Here is a 16702-nt window from a genome sequence, read left to right on the forward strand (position 1 = left end):
CACCGCCCGCAAGCTAAGAAGCGCGTTCCTCGATCTGGTTTGACCAGATCTGTTCGATGACGCGGCCGACTCGCCTCAAGCCCGCCTTGGGCAGCATCTCCGCCCTGCTGTCCAGCGGCAGATCGCCGAGATCGGTAAAGAAGGCGGTTGGGAAGCGTTGCCGCTCTCTCGACAGATAGGCGCACAAATCCTCAAAGCGTTTGACATGAGCCTTGTTCGGCGCGGTGCCGGCGCGGTTCGCCAGTGCGGAACTGTGGCTGACGATATTGACGACCGGCTGCTCCGAAGCGCCGGCATGTTCGATCGCGGCCTTCAATTCGCCGAGCGTCACCCCGCATATCTGGAGATGGCGCGACGAAGCGCGCCCTTCGGCGATCAGCGTCACTGGTATCTCGACGACATCCCGGTGCATCATCGGCGCGATGCGGTGCTGAGGCAGATCGATCGCGCTGGGCCAGGGATGATGGTGGCCGTTGTGACTGGTGTCGAAGCGGAAACCGAGCTCTGCCAACGCGTGGAGCGTATCGTCATTCGCCGAATAATCGCCAGCACGAAAGGCGATCGGTTCGGGCACCCCCGCATCCATCAGCAGATCACGCGCGCGCGCGATCAGGTCGCGCTGGGCCTGCCGGCTGTATCGGGCAAGCTGACGATCATCATCGGCATATCCGTCATGGGCATCGGCCCACAGCGGATTAAGATGAAGCTGGACCTCCTGCCCCGCCTCCAGGATTGGCTCGACCATTTTGCGGATCGGCTCGAGACCATAGACGCAGGCGGGCATCGGATCGACAAAGAAGCACGCCTTGAGCGCATATTGGGCAAGCATCCGGAGCTGATAGCGCACTCCCACGCCGGCAGCTTCGTAGGAGCGCTCATAGGCGGCTTCCCATCGCGCCCGGTCAAATCCCGGATGCCATGTCAGTTCGGTGTTTATCGTGAACAGGATCCGGGTCTCCGCGGGCTGGGCCGGCGGGATGAGAGCGGGGATCACCGTTAGATTCATTATCCACTCATGTGAAAATGGTCGTGGATTGCCCGCGCCATGGCCTTTGAAACGCCCGGAGCGCGTTCAAGATCCTCAAGCGATGCGGCGCGCACCGCCCGCGCCGTTCCGAAATGCATCAGCAGCGCCTTCTTGCGCGCCGGGCCGATGCCGGGAACGTCGTCGAGCGCGCTCTTGGTGAAATTCGCGGCGCGCTTGGCGCGATGCGCCCCGATGGCGAAGCGATGCGCTTCGTCGCGCAGCCGCTGGAGATGAAAGAGCAAGGGCGAATTGAGCGGAAGCATCGCCTCACGCCCGCCCGGCAAATGGAAATGCTCGCGCCCGGCATTGCGATCGGGGCCCTTGGAGATGCCGACCACCGGCACGTCGTGGACGCCCATATCCTCGAGCACCTCGCACACCGCGCTGAGTTGCCCCCTGCCGCCATCGATCAGCAGCAGGTCGGGCCATTCGCCGCTGCGCCGCTCGGGATCCTCCTTTTCCAGGCGGGCGAAGCGCCGTTCGAGCACTTCGCGCATCATCGCGAAATCGTCTCCGGGAGCGGTTTCGGGGCGCTTGATGTTGAACTTGCGATAGCTGCCCTTGCGGAAGCCCTCCGGGCCGGCGACGATCATCCCGCCGACCATGTTCGTGCCCATGATATGGCTGTTGTCATAGACCTCGATACGGTCGGGTGGCCCTTCGAGCTCGAACAGGTCGGCCATCTCCTGGAAGATGCGGCCCTGCGTTGTAGATTCGGCCATCCGCCGGTCGAGCGCTTCCCGGGCATTGCGGCGTGCCTGCTCCATCAGCCGGCGCTGCTCGCCGCGCTGGGGCACCTTGATCTGAACCTTCCGGCCCGCGCGTTCGCCAAGCGCCTGGGCGAGCAGCTCCGCCTCGGCGGGATCACGATCGACCAGCACGAGGCGCGGCGGAGGCACTTCCTCATAGAATTGCATCAGGAAGCTCGCGAGCACCTCGTCCTCGGGGACGTCGGCGGTATGCGCGGGAAAGAAGGCGCGATGCCCCCAGTTCTGGCCGCCCCGGATGAAGAAGGCCTGGATGCAGACCGTTCCCGCCTTGGTGTCGAGCGCGAAGACATCGGCGTCGGCGACGCCCTCGGCGTTGATCGCCTGGCTGCCCTGAATGAAGGTGAGCGCGCGCAGGCGGTCGCGGTAGACCGCCGCCTGCTCGAAATCCATCGCCTCGGCCGCCGCGCTCATCGCCTCGCCCAGCTTCTTCTGAACCTGCGTCGATTTGCCGGTGAGGAACGCCTTCGAATCGTCGACCAGTTCGGCATAAGCCACAGGATCGATCCGATCGACACACGGGGCCGAACAACGCTTGATCTGATAGAGCAGGCACGGCCGGTCGCGATTGGCGAAGAAGCTGTCGGTGCACGAGCGCAGGAGGAACAGTTTCTGAAGCGCGTTGAGCGTGCGCGTGACCGAGCCCGCGCTGGCGAAGGGGCCGAAATACTGCCCCTTGGCACGGCGGGCGCCGCGATGCTTCTGAATGCGTGGAAAGGGATGGTCTTCACGCAGCAGGATGAAGGGGAAGCTTTTGTCGTCGCGCAGCAGAACATTGTAGGGCGGGCGATAGCGCTTGATCAGCTGCGCCTCGAGCAGGAGCGCCTCGGCCTCGCTGTTGGTGGTGACGATGGTCATCGAACGCGTCTGCGCGACCATGCGGCTTAACCGCTTGGGCATGCGCGCGACCTGAGTATAGTTCGACACTCGGTTCCTGAGCGCGCGCGCCTTGCCGACATAGAGCACGTCGCCGCGTGCATCATGCATACGATAGACGCCCGGGCGCGTCGGCAAAGTCTTGAGAACGTTCCGGATAGCCGCGACGCCGGCATCGAGATCGGGCGCGTCGCTACCGCGAACGGTGTAGACGCTCTTCTCCTCGTTGAAGCGGTCGTTTGGGGTCGTGTCGTTCACGCCCCTGATCTAGGGCGCGCGATGGGCGGCCGCAACGGCGCGATGGCGTCAGCCGTCAGATATCGGTCAGGCGGGTATCAGCCCGACGACGGCATCGGGATGAGCAATGCCGGCGATCACAAGTACGAGCAGCGAGATACCCGCGCGAACGATGCCCGATGGCGCGAAGGAGGCGAACAGGCCATTGGCGCGATTCCACAACAGCGGCAATGCGACGACGCCCGACAGCATCATTGCCCAGATCAGTTCATGCGGCAGGGCATGGGTCAGATGCGCACGCACCCCACCCAGCAACATCAACCATGCCCAGATCCAGCCGATCGCGCCCATGATCGGCGCTTTACGCGATCAGCGATGAGGAAATGGTAAATGGCGCGGCGGCGCTTTCAAAGCAAAGGGCCCGCCGATCGCTCGGCGGGCCCTTTGTCTTGGCGTTGGGAAGGCTCAGCTCAGGCGAGCGGTTCCCAACGTATCGATCGCCTCGTCTACCAGTGGCTTGTCGGCCTTGGCATTATGACGCTCGGCGATCAGCGAGATCGCGGCGGCGGCGGCGGCGTTGGCGGCCGTGGCGCGAACCTCCGCGACCGCGGTCCGCTCGGCGGCAGCGATCTTGTCCTCGGCCATTTTGCCGCGGCGCTCGATCAGCGAAGCCGCATCGGTGCGGGCCTGGGCCACGATCGCGTCAGCTTCGCCGCGGGCATGCTTGATCATCGCCTCGGCTTCCTTGGCGGCTGCCTTGGCCTTCGCTTCATATTCGGCCTTGATCTTCTCGGCATCGGCACGCAGCGCCGCGGCCTCGTCGAGATTGGCGCGGATCGACGCGATCTTCTTGTCGAGTCCGGCGCCGATGATCGACGGAACCTTCTTCCACAGCAGGAGCAGGATCACGACAACCATCGCCAGGGAGACCCAGGCAGTGGCGGTCATTCCCAGCGCGGTGGGATCGACATGATGCTCCTCGGTGCCCGTCGCCGCATGCTCGACGCTCACATTGGCGGGCATGCCTTCGAGCTCAGCGGCGTGGGCCAGATTTTCGGCAACCGCATGGGAGGCGTGTGCAGACATTTATCCGTCTTCCTTCAGGCGCTCAGCGCGGTCTTGACCGCACCTTCGGCCGCGGCCCTGTCGACCGTGAGGCCCGATACCTTGGCAACGATGTCCTGCGCAGCCTCAGCGGCGACGCTCTCGATCTCTGCCAGCGCCTTGGCCTGGGCGGCCTTCAGTGCGGCATCGGCCGTGGCGGCCTTGGCGGCGAGCTCGGCGTCGGCGGCCTTGACCTTGGTCTCGGCTTCCTTCGTCGATGCGGCCTTGGCCTCCTGCGTCGCCTTCAAAGCGGCGGCGCGGGCGTCCTCGATCTTCGCCCGATAGGCCGATTCGGTCTCGTCGGCCTTGGCGCGAGCGGCTTCGGCGGCGGCGAGATCGGAAGCGATCTTCTGGTCACGCGCGTCGACGACGGCTTCGATCTTCGGCAGCATGCCCTTCCCGATCACGAAATAGATCAGGCCGAACACAATCAGCAGCCAGAAGATCTGCGAAGCATAGGTCGCGGCGATCTGGGCGATCTGAGGCATCGATATTCCCTGTGGTCGTTAGAGATGAGGGGGCCGGCGAACCGGCCCGCAATCATCTGTTAGGCGACGAACAGCAGGATCATCGCAACGACGAACGCCAGCAGACCGAGAAGCTCGGCGGCGGCGAAGCCGATGAAGAGTCGGCCCTGCTGGCCATCAGCGGCGGCCGGGTTGCGCAGCGCGGACTCGAGGAACGAGCCGAACACGTTGCCCACGCCCAGCGCGGCCAGGCCAACACCGATTGCGGCCAGACCAGCACCGATCAGCTTTGCGGCTTCTGCGTCCATGATAAACTCCTTAGCGTTAAACGTTGATATCGTGTCGAAAAAACTCAGTGCAGGTTGACCGCGTCATTCAGATAGAGCGAGGTCAGCAGTGCAAAGACGTAAGCCTGGATCGCGCACACCAGCAGTTCGAGCAGGGTGATGCCGATCATCAGGATGAAGCTGGGGATTGAGACAATCGCCACGGTCAGCGCGCCGGCGTTCAGGCCGTTGATCACGAAGCCGGCCAGCACCTTCATCAGGATGTGTCCGGCGGTCATCGCGACGAACAGTCGCAAGCCCAGCGAGAAGGGGCGGATCAGGAAGGAAAACAGCTCGATCAGGAAGATCAGCGGGATCATGTAGCCGGGCGTGCCATGCGGCACGAACAGCGAGAAGAAGTGGAAGCCATGCCGCCAGAAGCCGACGACCAGGACGATCGCGAAGCTGATCACCGCGAGGACGCCGGTAACGGTCAGATGACTGGTGACGGTGAACGCGTGCACACCGAAGATGCCGACCGGCATCATGCCCATGATGTTCGCGATCAGGATGAACATGAACAGCGAGAAGACATAAGGCGTGAACTTCTTGCCCTCGGGCCCGATGTTCGTCGTCATCATGTTGGAGATGAAGCCGGTGAAGCTTTCCACCGCGGCCTGCCAGCGGCCGGGGACCAGTTCGCGCTTCATCCCACCCAGCATGAAGATGAACACGACGCCGAGCGTCAGCGCCATCCACAAGGCCGAGTTGGTGAAAGCGATATTATGGCCCGCGATCGTCCAATCCTTCCCGAACATAGGTTCGATCAGGAACTGGTGCATCGGATCGATCTTGCCCGATTCGGCTGCCACGCTTGCCTTACCCCTGCTTATGCCAAAAGCGTCCGAAAGCTATTTCGGGCGCTCCTGAGAAATCCGTATGATGTTCCTGAAGGCGACGCCTATTCCGAGGAACAGGAACCCCAAAAGGAAGCCGGGCGAGGTCCCGAGCCAGCTATCGAAAAGCCAGCCCATCAAACCACCACCGGCAAGTCCCGCGATCAGTTCGGTCAGCACGCGATTGCCCTGGGAATATCCCTTGTCAGGCTTTTTCTGCGTCGTTCCCGTTCTGACCTGTTCGGCCTGCCGGATCGCTTCCAGCCGCTCATCGAGCGACGTAAGCCGTTGATCCGTCCCGCTTTCCGGGTCTTGCCCGGGATCATTCACCGCCATAGCGCCGCCTCTCCATTCATGGGCAAGGTGACGCCACGCCGACGAGCGATCCCGCCAAGGCGAGGCCCCTTTAGGAAGGCCCCCACCCCGAGTCAACCACGCTGCGCGGCAGCGCGACCGGGACACGACTACATCAGCGATCAGCCGCAATAATCAGGCGTGATCGATTCCGAGCCCTGGCGCGTGCGCCAGCCGCCGTCCTTGAGCTTATAGACCTGACCGGCCTTGACCGAGCGCAACGTCGAGCAGGCGGTCGTCTGCGCAAACTGGTCGACCGTAACATTGCGAGCAGCGGCAATCTGGGTATAGCCGGCCCGGCGCTTGATATTGATCGCATCGACCGCGGCCTTGAGATCGCCCGAGGGCGCCGAGACGAAGCCGATATAGCCGTCCCATTGCTCGCCGACCTTCCCGCTGGAAAGCGCCGCCTCGACGATCGGATCGGCGGCGAGCACGGGCGAAGCCACGGCCAGCACCGCGGCGGCGATCATGATATGGGGCATCTTCATCATTGCGGAAACAGCTCCGGGTTGTTGGCGATGAAATCGTCGGCGTCCTTCTGAAGCCGAACGACCACCTCCTGCTTGACGTTGACGTTGAGGTTGATCTCGATCGGCTTGTCCGGAGCCGCAACCTGAATACAGCCGGACAGCAGCATCAGGATGGGCACCGACCGGCCGACGGGAGCGAGCATCTTGTTCATGGTCTGACGCTCGCACCGCAACGCTTCATCGTCAATGTCGGGATGTTCATCGCATTGCCTCGCTTTACCTTGGCTGAATGGGGGGCTGGACCGGGGCTGGCATGGCTGGCGCCGTCGGAACGGGTTGCGCGGCCGTGCCCTGGGTGTTGCGCAGCACGATTGAGGGATCGATAAAGGTCTGCGCCGAATTGACGAGACCGCGGAAGGGCGCGGTGATGGTGATGTTGAAGCGGAAGGGCAGCCGGGTGATCGGGGCCAGGATACGGCCGATGATGCCGCCATTCTTCGCGGTTTCCTGCGGCTTGTCGTTGGTGCCGTCGAAGCGGACGCGACTGACGATCTCGCCATCGAGCGAACCGTTCAGATCGATGGTGAGTTGCTGATAGCGCATCGACTTGAGAGCATCGAAGGCGATACGCGCCATGCTGCCCAGCTCGGCGTTGGTTACATCGCCGACATAGGAAAGCGTCCCGCCCGGCGGCCGCACCCGCAGCAGGCCGTTCTCGATACGCCCACCCTGCGCGTCGAAGATGATCGGCAAAGTGCCGTCGAACTTACCCGTCACCGCCAGATTCTTGAAATCGAGCTGCTGGACGAAGGTGGCGGCGTCGAGGCCATCTATCCGGAAGGTCAGGCGTCGCGCGACGGGCTGGCCCATGTCGAGCACCGTGGGCTCGAGGGTCAGCGCGCCGCCAGCGAAAGGCCATGCCCCATCGGCGACCGCCAGTTTGCGGTCGGGCAGGATCGCATAGCGGATCACGCCATTGGTCACCGAAATGCCTGGGTTTATCTCGGCGATCGTCACCCGCTGGTCAGGGGCGGTGACGAGGCCGAGCAGATCGGTGAAGCGGATCACGCCCTTGAGCCCTGTCACCGGGCCGAAGGCGGCCGCGAGATTGAGCCCATCGGTGCGAAACGTGCCGTCGCTGGTGACAGCGCCTTCCGACCAGCGAATCCGCCCCTGCCCCGCCACGGCGCCCTCGACATTGGCGATCATGCCGAGGGTGAGCGGGGTGATCGCTTCGGGCTGGAGCGCTTTTCCGAAGCGCAGATCGTCGACATCGAGAACAGCGTCTCCCTTTCCAGACGACAGATCATGGCGGATGGCGACCTTCGCCACGGGTACCGCCGATAGCGGTTCCCGCAATGTGGTGGTCGCCTCGATCCGGCCATTTTTCAGGGTAAGCCGAACATCATTGGCCATCAGCGGATGAAAGCGCGGATCGGCCTGTTCGGCATCGGCGACCCGAATCGCACCGTCGAGCGACAAGCTGCTCCCCGCCAGCCGCCAGCCACCGACTCCTTCGGAAATCAACAGAGGCACCGCGCCAATTTTGCCCGCTGCGCCTTCGAGCCGCCCGGCGAAGCCCTTGCTGCTGATCGCGCCATCGACCGACGTCACGTCGAGCCGGGTCGGCGCGGCAGGATCGCCAAGCCGGACCGCCAGACCATTCAGGGTGAAGCCCGGCTGGGCGACCCGGAAACCCACCGAGCGAGCTTCCATCGTCAGCGGCTGATCGCCGACCCGTCCGCGCAGGCGCGGCGCGGCGATGCGCCCGCCGCCATAGAGCGGTCCGGATATGCCACGCCCGACCAGCGCGCCGCCCACCGGACAGACTGGCAGACTCGACCGGCCGATTACGGTTCCGGCAATCGCGAGCCGTTCGAAACCAAGTGGCGCGCATCGCCGGTTGACCGCAAAGGCCCCGCCATGGCCAAGCCAGATCGATATAGGCATGTCGAGACCCGAGACATTGCCGTCGGCGAGCGGCCCATCCAGCGTGGCGCGGGTGGTGATTGCCGTTCCACCCCGATCGGCCGGGCCGAAGATGATCGGCGCAAGCCGCAGCCGCGCTCCACCCGCCTGATAGGGTGCGAGGGTCGCAGATCCGGTCAAGGGTGCGCCAGGCACCGCCTGCCGCACACTCATCACCAGGCGGGGCAGATCGCCGCCGTCGAGTTCGACGCTGGCATTGACCACCGGCCCCGCCTTCGGCCACCGCCAGCCGAACCCTTCGGCACCCTCGCCGCGCACCAGCAAATGCCCGCCCCGGGCGGCCTTTGCCTCGAATCGCTCGATCCGTGCCACGCCGCCGCGCGTATCATGGTGCATGGCGAAGCGTGCCGCCCCGTCGATGCTCCGCGTCGCGCGCTGGATCGCGACCGCCCATGCGGCGAGAATAGGAGCGATCGGCATCCCTTCGGCTGACGCCATCTGCCGGACCAGCTGGCCGGCAAGTGCGGGATCGAGTTTCGCGCCCGACACTCTGGCCTCTCCGGCGAAATCGATGCTGCCTGCACGTGGGTCCGCGCTATAATTGCCACGCAGGACGCCGTAATTCGCGTGCACGGCGGCATAATTGGCCTGCTCGACCAGCAGATTGGCTTTGCCGGCCACCTTGGCGGCAGAAGCATCGAAGCCGATTGAGCCGCCCAGTCCGCCGACCTGGATATCCCGCGCCACGAGCCGGCCACGCTTGATCGTAAGATCACCCCGCCAACGCGCAAGATCGGTATCGCCCCGCGCCGCCAGGTCTAAACGCGGCGCGCTCAGCAGAGCATCCGCACAGGCCATATCGGTGGCCTCGATCGGCCCACGGACCAGGGGATGGCCGTCATCGATCGCCAGCGCCAGGGATGCACGCGGAGCCGACAATGTGCAGCCGCCAGCCGCCAGCCGATCCGAACCGACCGCAAGCGTGCCTTGGAAGCCGTCTTTCAGCCCTCCTTTCCCGTCGAGCCGGGCCTGGATCAGGCCTTGCGGCAACATCAGGTCGAGCCGCATCGCCCGCGCCGTAAGCGCGATATCGGGGAGGGTGAAGGGCTGGTCGCTTTCGCCTGCGGGCAACAACCGGTCGATCGCGCCCAGCGAGACCTTGCCGTCGATCCACCGCCCTCTCAGCCGCACACCGCCTGCATCGATCGCGCGCACGCTGACGCCGGCGAGGCCCACCGACAGTTCGATTTCGGCCCAGTCGGCGGTGAGATCGGGATTGCGCGGATCACCGATACGGATCGCTTCGATGCGCTGCGTGCGGAAGCCGATCCGGGTCAGCCGATAGCTGGCCGGAACATCACGCGCCGTCAGCGCGTCGTCGATATAGGATGCCGCGATCGGAGCGCGTTCGGTCCATAGCCAGACGGCACCGCCCGCGAGCACGACCGATCCAACGCCTGCGGCGATCCAAGGCCGGGGCCAACGTCGGGGGGCATCCTCCATCAGTTCAGGCTTAAGGTCCGCGTCCGGTTCCCGCAATGGCCGCCAATCATGGTTAACCAACCCTCAACGCATTGCCTCTATTCCGGCATCGATACCGAAACGGACGCCACGGCCACCCTGTTCCGCTGGCCTACGGAGATTCGAATGACCATCCAGTTCGCCCAGGGCATCGTTCAGCGGCTCGGCCCATGCCAGATAGCGCTCGATCGGCAAGCCCATGCAGAGCTCGCGCGTGAGCTGGCGCTGATCGGCTGCGACGTCGTGGATGTGCCAGCGGCCGCCGCCAAGGGCGCCAACGGTCCGACAGCCGGCTTCCTGCTTTGGGCGAATCCCGATCCCAAGGCCTCCTTCGCCGATGCGATCCGCCCCTATCGGCGGATGGACTCGCTGATCCTGCAATCGGGAGGCCAGGATCGCCGTTCGCTGGAACGCCATTTGTTCGACGCGGGATGGCAGCGGCATCCGGCCGGCATGTCATTGGGCGAGTACCCGGCCTGGTCGGGCAAAACCCTGCCGCCGGTCACCTATTATCAGCGCGCGCCGCATGGCGGCGCCAGCGAGTTGCAGAAGGGCAGCATCGACGCCGATGCGAGCATCGCCCGCTATGCAATGGCTGCCAATCACATCCGGCCCGCAGATCACGTCCTGGTCGATGGCATCGGTGCCGCCGATGGCGCAGCGATCATCATGGCGCTGTCACGCGCGGACTCGATCATCCGTGTCGGCCCGAAACCCAAGCCCGGCCAATGGGCCGCACGGAGCGCCTGCCAAACCACCGACGCCAGTCTCGCCGGGATCGCCGATAATTCGATCGACATGATCGTCGCGCTTGAGCCGGTGGTTCCGGACGACTGGGTCGCACGGCTCGACGATTATGCCCGTATCCTGAAATGCGATGGCCGCATCGTCCTCGGCTGGCGCCAGGGCGTGGAAGGCAGTCGCCCCGACGATTGGGCAACCATGCTGGAGGGCGTATCGGACCGCTTCCTGCCCGAGACGCGCTATGTGCAGATGGCCATCAGCGCAGATCCGACCGGACCGCACGCGCTGTTCGCCGTAGCGATGGATCAGCCCGTGGCGGCCGACTGGCTGTTCATCGTGGCTGCCGCCAATCCGCTGGCCGGCGAGGGTCGTGGCGGCGAATATGATCATCCCGCCTATCCGACCGCGATGGGCGACCGGCCTGCGCTGGTCGATTTCGGCGCAGCTTATGACAATCCCTATCTGTACCGTTCGATGGTCCAGATGGGCGAGCGGCTGACCGACGAGGTCAAGCTGGCCCGGCTCGCCGAGTGCGTGATCGAGGATTCTCGGGAGGATTCCGCCGATCGCGGCGCCGCTATTGCCGTGCTGGGCTATCGCCTGCTGGAGATGCGCCTGCCCGCAATGGTTCCGTCGGTCCTGCCCCTGATTGAGGCCTATATCGCCCTCCCGCTGTGCGATGACACGCCCGTTCATGTCCGCCGCTGGCGGATCTCGCTGGCTTTCCTGGCGGGCCGGCTAAACGAACTGACGGGGGATCGCGACGCGGCAATGCACTGGTATCGCGAGTCCGCAACCGGGGAATGGTCAGCCTTCTCGCCTCTGCTCGCGACCAAGGCGATCGCCGCATCCTTTTACGAAGCGCGCCTGTGCCTGGCCAATGGCGACGTACAAACCGCCCGCGAATGCTTCACCCGTGGAGTCGACACTGCGCTGGAAGCGGCAGCCTTCCCGCATCGCGAGCAGATGGGCCCAGCCGAGCGGCCGATCTCCTTCTACCTGACCGAACTTGCCGAGGTCATCGACATGGGCTCGCAATGCGCGAATGCGCTCGCCAACTTCCATCTGTGGGAACGCGATCCGGGGCTGTTCTGGCGTCAGGTCGATGTCCGCCGCTTCGGCATGGCCTCCTGGGCCCGCGACCTCGAGCGCGAGAACGCGCAACTGCGGGCCGCATGAAACCCTCCGCCAACATGGTTAACGAAGGCTTCAACATTAGCCGTTAGGCCTTCTCCCAAATCGCGGATGCGCGCGCAGGAGAAACTCCGATGAACCTCATGGCCACTGATCTCGGCATAGGTGAACTCAAAACTATCGATGCCGATCACCCGGCCGTGGCAGCGGCGGGCGAACCCACCACCTATTACGGCGCCGAGATGAGCGAGGCCCTCCGCACGCTGGCAAAGACCTTTACCCGACGCGAGGATGTTGCGACGCTGTTCGGCGAAGGCGCTATCGGGATCGAATTGGGCGTTGCCGCGGGCGATTTTTCCGAACGAATCCTGAAATTCAACCATGTCGGCTATCTGTTCAGCATCGATATGTGGGCAGGCGACCGCGGGCATGGCGTAGACCAGTATCGCGAGGCCATTGCCAGGCTCAGCCCGTATCGCGAGCGAAATTCCATAATCCGCATGCGATTCGATGAGGCGCTCGACCTGTTCAACGATGCGTCGCTGGATTTCATCTATGTCGATGGTTACGCCCATGATGGCGAACTCAACGGCGCGACGTTTCGCGACTGGCTTCCCAAGCTCAAGCGCGGCGGCATCATCGCTGGCGACGACTACGCGCCGGACTGGCCTCTCGTGGTGCAGGCCGTCGATGCATTTGTCGCGGCCAACGGCCTCGAACTTCACGTCATCGACTGTCACGAGGACAACTGGAACTCGATGTATCCGACTTGGTTCGCGATGAAGCCCTGACCATGTACCACGATCTGTCTTTGACTGACCGCCAGACCACCGGCATCACGCTCCAGGCGATCCTCGATCACGGCCGATCGGTCCTCGACGTCGAAGCGCAGGCACTGGCGCAACTGAGCGAAATGCTCGATGAGGATTTCGCGCGCGCGGTGGAACTGGTTCTCGCGACCAACGGCCGCGTCGTCGTCAGCGGCATGGGTAAGTCGGGCCATATCGCCCGCAAGATGGCGGCGACTTTCGCCTCAACCGGCACGCCCGCGATCTTCATCCATCCGGGCGAAGCGGCGCATGGCGATCTCGGCATGCTTCTCGGCGGCGACCTGCTCGTGGCATTGTCCAATTCCGGCGCAACGCCCGAACTGCGGCCGATCATGCATCATGCCCGGCGACTGGGCTGCCCGATCGTCGGCATAACCTCGCAGCGCCACTCGCCTATCACCCAGATGGCGAGTGTCAGCCTGATCCTGCCGAGCGCACGCGAAGCTTGCCCGGTCAATATTTCGCCCACTACGTCGACGACGATGATGCTGGCCCTGGGCGACGCGCTCGCCGTGGCGGCGATGAGCGTGCGTGGAATATCGCGTGAAGCGCTGGAGCTGCTGCATCCGGGCGGCGTGATCGGATTGCGCCTGCTGCCGGTCAACGAGATCATGCATGCCGGCGACCAGCTGCCCCTGGTCCCGTTAGACCTGCCGATGCGCGACGTGCTGGTGACGATGACCGAGAAGAGCCTCGGCATTGCCGGCGTGATCGACGCCGGGGGCCGGCTGGCCGGAACGATCACCGACGGCGACTTACGGCGCAATATCGATCGGTTGCTGATGAGCAATGCGGGTGAGGTGATGACGCTCTATCCCAAGACGATCGTCGATGGCACCTATGCCGAAGACGCGCGCGCGATAATGTCGGCGAACAAGATCACCTCGCTTTTCGTCATGGATCACAACGATCCTGAAAAGCCGATCGGCCTTGTCCACATCCACGACTTCAATCGTCTGGGGTTGAACTAGCATCGCCACAAAAATCGGCTAGCGTGCACAGCGATGAGTTCGACGCCACCCGATCCCGCAACCGACGCCAGCGGCCATCGCGCACGGCTGCGCCGTCGCTTGATCGAGGGCGGTCCGGAAGCTCTGCTCGATCATGAACTCGTCGAATATTTGCTGGCGCTCGCCATTCCGCGCCGCGACACCAAGCCGATGGCGCGCAAGCTTCTGGCCGAGTTCGGTGGCCTTGGCCCGCTCCTGTCGGCAGACCCAGAATCGCTGGCACGGGCAGAATTGAGCGACGGGGTGATTGCGGCGCTCAAGATCGCGGAAGCGTCAGCTCTGCGGTTGCTGCGCAGCCGGGCGGCCGACCGACCGATCCTGACCAATTGGCAGGCGCTCGCCGACTATCTCCACGCCGATATGGCGCATCGTCTGGTAGAGCGCGTACGAGTTCTCCATCTGAACACCAAGAACGCCTTGATCCGCGACGAGCTGGTGTCGGAGGGGTCGATTGATCAGGCTGCGGTCCATGTGCGGGAAATCGTACGCCGCGCGCTCGAGCTTGGTTCCGCCGCGCTCATTCTCGTCCACAACCACCCTTCAGGCGATCCCGAACCTAGCCGGCAGGACATTGGCCTGACGCGCGAACTGATCGCCGCGCTCAAACCGCTCGGGATCAGCGTCCATGACCACGTCGTGGTGGGCAGTAAAGGTCAGGCCAGTCTGCGTGCATTGGGGCTGATATGAAAAGAGACGGCCCGAAGGCCGTCTCCATCTTGAGCGGCTGGCCCGATCAGGCCGAGAGATAGATCGCCAGTTCATCCGGCGAGATCATCCGATCCTTATCCTTGTCGGCCTTGGCGAACTCGGCCGAAGTGGCGTTCAGCACCTTGATCGCAGGCAGGTTGGCCTTCTTGCTGGTTTTGGTCTTTTCGACCTGCGCAGACACATCCTGACCGTTCTTGGCGAGCACCCAGCTCCCGAACTCCAGCGGGGTCAGCTTACCCTTATTGCCCTCGTCATATTTTGCCCATTCTGCATTGACCTTTGCCGATGCATCGGCACTCGCCGTCGCCGTTGGAGCGGGAGCCGCCGTAGCGGCATCAGCCGTGGCCGTTGCCGGCGCGACAGGCGTAGATGCAGCGCCAGGCGCGGTCGTATCGGCGGTCGCCGGGGGCGTCGTTGCCGCAGCCTCAGCGGCAGGCGCGGTGCTCTGAGCGACTGCGGGAGCCGCTTCGCTAGCGGCCGCGGGAGCCGCAGGCGCGACGTCGGCCGGTGATGTGGCGCCTGTAGGCGCGGGAGCAGCCGCTGCGGCGTCGGGCGCCGGTTCGTTGGCGGGGCTCTGCGCAATCGCAGTGCCCGACAGGGCGATCAGCGCGGCGCCGCCCATGAGAATCAGCTTGTTCATATCGTCTCTCCTGACATTTTGATCAGCGGAATTTCGACGGGATCATGCGTCCCGATACCGATCAAACCCGCGATCACCCGGCAGGTTTCCCGATTCGAAGGCGAAACGGTCGATTGCCTTCTTGTCTTCGACGAGTCGGGTGCTTTTGCCGATCAGGTGGTCCAGCCTGGCTCTAAAGCATCTGAAGGACTGCAAGGGAATCAGCCAGATCAACGGGAACTCCGGCCAATCTCGCCTTCGATCCGCCACCGCGAATCGGCTAAGGGCACGTAATATCTCAAACGCGGGAGCTGCCTTTCGCTCCGCAACTCGTCGATTCACGCGTCTTCTTGCCGCCGCAATTGCCGCCCCCCGCCCCCTCTGCTAGGCGCGCGGGCAACCGACCGCGCAACGACAAGGAACGACAATGATCCCCCGCTATTCCAGGGCCGAAATGGTCAAGATCTGGGAACCCGAAACGCGCTTCCGCATCTGGTTCGAGATCGAGGCGCATGCGACCGACGCGCTGGCGGACCTGGGAGTTGTGCCGAAGGAGGCTGCGCAGGCGATCTGGGAAAAGGGCGCGTTCGAAGTCGAGCGGATCGACGCGATCGAGGCCGAGGTGAAGCATGACGTGATCGCCTTCCTCACCAACGTCGCCGAACATGTCGGCGAGCCGGCGCGGTTCATGCATCAGGGAATGACGTCGTCGGACGTTCTCGACACGTGCCTCGCGGTTCAGCTTGCCCGCGCATCCGACATCCTGATCGACGATCTCGACAAGCTGCTCGATGTACTCAAGCGCCGCGCCTTCGAACATAAGATGACCCCGACCATCGGCCGCAGCCATGGCATCCATGCCGAACCGGTAACGTTCGGGCTCAAGCTGGCGCAGGCCTATGCGGAGTTCGCGCGCAATCGCGAACGGCTGGTCGCGGCGCGCAAGGATGTCGCTACGTGCGCAATTTCTGGCGCTGTCGGCACCTTCGCCAACATTGACCCGCGTGTCGAAGAGCATGTCGCCGCAAAGATGGGCCTGACCGTCGAGCCCGTCTCGACCCAGGTCATCCCGCGTGATCGCCATGCAATGTTCTTCGCGACACTGGGTGTCATCGCCTCGTCGGTGGAGCGACTCGCAACCGAGATCCGCCACCTCCAGCGCACCGAAGTGCTCGAAGCCGAGGAATATTTCTCACCGGGCCAGAAGGGCTCATCGGCGATGCCTCACAAGCGCAACCCGATCCTGACCGAGAACCTGACAGGTCTCGCGCGGCTGGTGCGCGGCTTCGTCACGCCGGCGCTAGAAAATGTTGCGCTGTGGCACGAACGCGACATCAGCCACAGTTCGGTCGAGCGGATGATCGGGCCGGACGCCACGGTAACGCTCGATTTCGCTCTCGCCCGCCTCACGGGCGTGATGGACAAGCTACTCGTCTATCCCGCGCGCATGCAGAAAAATCTGGATCGCATGGGCGGACTGGTTCATTCCCAGCGTGTCCTGCTCGCACTGACTCAGGCTGGGATCAGCCGCGAGGACGCCTATCGGATCGTCCAGCGTAACGCGATGAAGGTTTGGGAATCGGATGGTGAGCTGTCGCTGCTCGAACTGTTGAAGGCCGATGTCCAGGTAACGGAAAAAATCAGCGCTGCAGAGCTCGAGGAAAAGTTCGATCTCGATTACCATCTCAAGCATGTCGACACGATCTTCACGCGCGTATTCGGCTGAAGCGGCGAGATTGC

Annotated in this window: 17 protein-coding genes; 5 read left to right on the forward strand and 12 right to left on the reverse strand. The window is 64.0% G+C overall.

Going from position 1 to position 16702, the window contains the following annotated elements; genetic code table 11:
- Positions 1–13: 13 nt before the first annotated feature.
- The 11 genes from WP12_RS01070 to WP12_RS01120 all read right to left on the reverse strand — a co-directional run bounded on the left by WP12_RS01070 (position 14) and on the right by WP12_RS01120 (position 9899).
- Positions 14–1006, reverse strand: a complete 993-nt coding sequence (locus tag WP12_RS01070) for a polysaccharide deacetylase family protein (RefSeq protein WP_052730143.1) — start codon at positions 1004–1006, stop codon at positions 14–16.
- Positions 1006–2928: an excinuclease ABC subunit UvrC gene (gene uvrC, locus WP12_RS01075; protein ID WP_046191902.1), complete on the reverse strand. Its 1923-nt coding sequence runs from the start codon at positions 2926–2928 to the stop codon at positions 1006–1008. The genes WP12_RS01070 and uvrC overlap by 1 nt, the downstream gene beginning before the upstream one ends.
- 66 nt (positions 2929–2994) lie before the next feature.
- Positions 2995–3258: a hypothetical protein gene (locus WP12_RS01080; protein ID WP_046191903.1), complete on the reverse strand. Its 264-nt coding sequence runs from the start codon at positions 3256–3258 to the stop codon at positions 2995–2997.
- Positions 3259–3372: 114 nt separating this feature from the next.
- Positions 3373–3993 (reverse strand): F0F1 ATP synthase subunit B family protein, encoded by a 621-nt coding sequence (locus WP12_RS01085; protein ID WP_046191904.1) that lies wholly within the window; start codon positions 3991–3993, stop codon positions 3373–3375.
- Positions 3994–4007: 14 nt separating this feature from the next.
- A complete protein-coding gene (locus WP12_RS01090; protein WP_046191905.1) occupies positions 4008–4499 on the reverse strand; it encodes a F0F1 ATP synthase subunit B family protein in 492 nt (163 codons plus the stop codon).
- Between the two features lie 59 nt (positions 4500–4558).
- Positions 4559–4786: a F0F1 ATP synthase subunit C gene (locus WP12_RS01095; protein WP_010127014.1), complete on the reverse strand. Its 228-nt coding sequence runs from the start codon at positions 4784–4786 to the stop codon at positions 4559–4561.
- Between the two features lie 44 nt (positions 4787–4830).
- A complete protein-coding gene (locus tag WP12_RS01100; protein WP_046191906.1) occupies positions 4831–5616 on the reverse strand; it encodes a F0F1 ATP synthase subunit A in 786 nt (261 codons plus the stop codon).
- A 39-nt stretch (positions 5617–5655) separates the two neighbouring features.
- Positions 5656–5976 (reverse strand): AtpZ/AtpI family protein, encoded by a 321-nt coding sequence (locus tag WP12_RS01105; protein ID WP_046191907.1) that lies wholly within the window; start codon positions 5974–5976, stop codon positions 5656–5658.
- A gap of 140 nt (positions 5977–6116) precedes the next feature.
- Entirely contained in the window at positions 6117–6488 is a 372-nt protein-coding gene (locus WP12_RS01110) for a YdbL family protein (protein WP_046191908.1), read from the reverse strand.
- A complete protein-coding gene (locus tag WP12_RS01115) occupies positions 6485–6670 on the reverse strand; it encodes a YnbE family lipoprotein (protein ID WP_046192004.1) in 186 nt (61 codons plus the stop codon). Before WP12_RS01115 ends, WP12_RS01110 begins: the two co-directional genes overlap by 4 nt.
- A gap of 73 nt (positions 6671–6743) precedes the next feature.
- Complete coding sequence (locus WP12_RS01120) at positions 6744–9899, reverse strand: YdbH domain-containing protein (RefSeq protein WP_046191909.1); 3156 nt, start codon at positions 9897–9899, stop codon at positions 6744–6746.
- A gap of 144 nt (positions 9900–10043) precedes the next feature.
- Here WP12_RS01120 and WP12_RS01125 point away from each other — a divergent pair, with 144 nt between their 5' ends.
- The 4 genes from WP12_RS01125 (at position 10044) to radC (ending at position 14322) form a co-directional block, all read left to right on the forward strand.
- A complete protein-coding gene (locus WP12_RS01125) occupies positions 10044–11840 on the forward strand; it encodes a hypothetical protein (RefSeq protein WP_152663845.1) in 1797 nt (598 codons plus the stop codon).
- 89 nt (positions 11841–11929) lie between these two features.
- Positions 11930–12586, forward strand: a complete 657-nt coding sequence (locus WP12_RS01130) for a class I SAM-dependent methyltransferase (RefSeq protein WP_046191911.1) — start codon at positions 11930–11932, stop codon at positions 12584–12586.
- 2 nt (positions 12587–12588) lie between these two features.
- Entirely contained in the window at positions 12589–13596 is a 1008-nt protein-coding gene (locus tag WP12_RS01135; protein WP_046191912.1) for a KpsF/GutQ family sugar-phosphate isomerase, read from the forward strand.
- Between the two features lie 33 nt (positions 13597–13629).
- Complete coding sequence (radC, locus tag WP12_RS01140) at positions 13630–14322, forward strand: RadC family protein (protein ID WP_046191913.1); 693 nt, start codon at positions 13630–13632, stop codon at positions 14320–14322.
- A 46-nt stretch (positions 14323–14368) separates the two neighbouring features.
- Here radC and WP12_RS23290 read toward each other — a convergent pair whose 3' ends face one another.
- A complete protein-coding gene (locus tag WP12_RS23290) occupies positions 14369–14983 on the reverse strand; it encodes a hypothetical protein (RefSeq protein WP_052730144.1) in 615 nt (204 codons plus the stop codon).
- A 406-nt stretch (positions 14984–15389) separates the two neighbouring features.
- Here WP12_RS23290 and purB point away from each other — a divergent pair, with 406 nt between their 5' ends.
- Complete coding sequence (gene purB / locus WP12_RS01150) at positions 15390–16688, forward strand: adenylosuccinate lyase (RefSeq protein WP_046191915.1); 1299 nt, start codon at positions 15390–15392, stop codon at positions 16686–16688.
- Positions 16689–16702 lie beyond the last annotated feature (14 nt).

Source organism: Sphingomonas sp. SRS2 (assembly GCF_000971055.1).
Taxonomy (GTDB): domain Bacteria; phylum Pseudomonadota; class Alphaproteobacteria; order Sphingomonadales; family Sphingomonadaceae; genus Rhizorhabdus.

What these genes read in the sequence shown, in the direction of transcription:
- radC (WP_046191913.1), top strand. Translation starts at nt 13,630, where the DNA reads ATGAGTTCGACGCCACCCGATCCCGCAACCGACGCCAGCGGCCATCGC.
- WP12_RS01105 (WP_046191907.1), bottom strand. Translation starts at nt 5,976, where the DNA reads ATGGCGGTGAATGATCCCGGGCAAGACCCGGAAAGCGGGACGGATCAA.
- WP12_RS01125 (WP_152663845.1), top strand. Translation starts at nt 10,044, where the DNA reads ATGACCATCCAGTTCGCCCAGGGCATCGTTCAGCGGCTCGGCCCATGC.
- purB (WP_046191915.1), top strand. Translation starts at nt 15,390, where the DNA reads ATGATCCCCCGCTATTCCAGGGCCGAAATGGTCAAGATCTGGGAACCC.
- WP12_RS01095 (WP_010127014.1), bottom strand. Translation starts at nt 4,786, where the DNA reads ATGGACGCAGAAGCCGCAAAGCTGATCGGTGCTGGTCTGGCCGCAATC.
- WP12_RS01070 (WP_052730143.1), bottom strand. Translation starts at nt 1,006, where the DNA reads ATGAATCTAACGGTGATCCCCGCTCTCATCCCGCCGGCCCAGCCCGCG.
- WP12_RS01085 (WP_046191904.1), bottom strand. Translation starts at nt 3,993, where the DNA reads ATGTCTGCACACGCCTCCCATGCGGTTGCCGAAAATCTGGCCCACGCC.
- WP12_RS01080 (WP_046191903.1), bottom strand. Translation starts at nt 3,258, where the DNA reads ATGGGCGCGATCGGCTGGATCTGGGCATGGTTGATGTTGCTGGGTGGG.
- WP12_RS01110 (WP_046191908.1), bottom strand. Translation starts at nt 6,488, where the DNA reads ATGATGAAGATGCCCCATATCATGATCGCCGCCGCGGTGCTGGCCGTG.
- WP12_RS23290 (WP_052730144.1), bottom strand. Translation starts at nt 14,983, where the DNA reads ATGAACAAGCTGATTCTCATGGGCGGCGCCGCGCTGATCGCCCTGTCG.
- WP12_RS01090 (WP_046191905.1), bottom strand. Translation starts at nt 4,499, where the DNA reads ATGCCTCAGATCGCCCAGATCGCCGCGACCTATGCTTCGCAGATCTTC.
- WP12_RS01135 (WP_046191912.1), top strand. Translation starts at nt 12,589, where the DNA reads ATGTACCACGATCTGTCTTTGACTGACCGCCAGACCACCGGCATCACG.
- WP12_RS01130 (WP_046191911.1), top strand. Translation starts at nt 11,930, where the DNA reads ATGAACCTCATGGCCACTGATCTCGGCATAGGTGAACTCAAAACTATC.
- WP12_RS01115 (WP_046192004.1), bottom strand. Translation starts at nt 6,670, where the DNA reads ATGCTCGCTCCCGTCGGCCGGTCGGTGCCCATCCTGATGCTGCTGTCC.
- WP12_RS01120 (WP_046191909.1), bottom strand. Translation starts at nt 9,899, where the DNA reads ATGGAGGATGCCCCCCGACGTTGGCCCCGGCCTTGGATCGCCGCAGGC.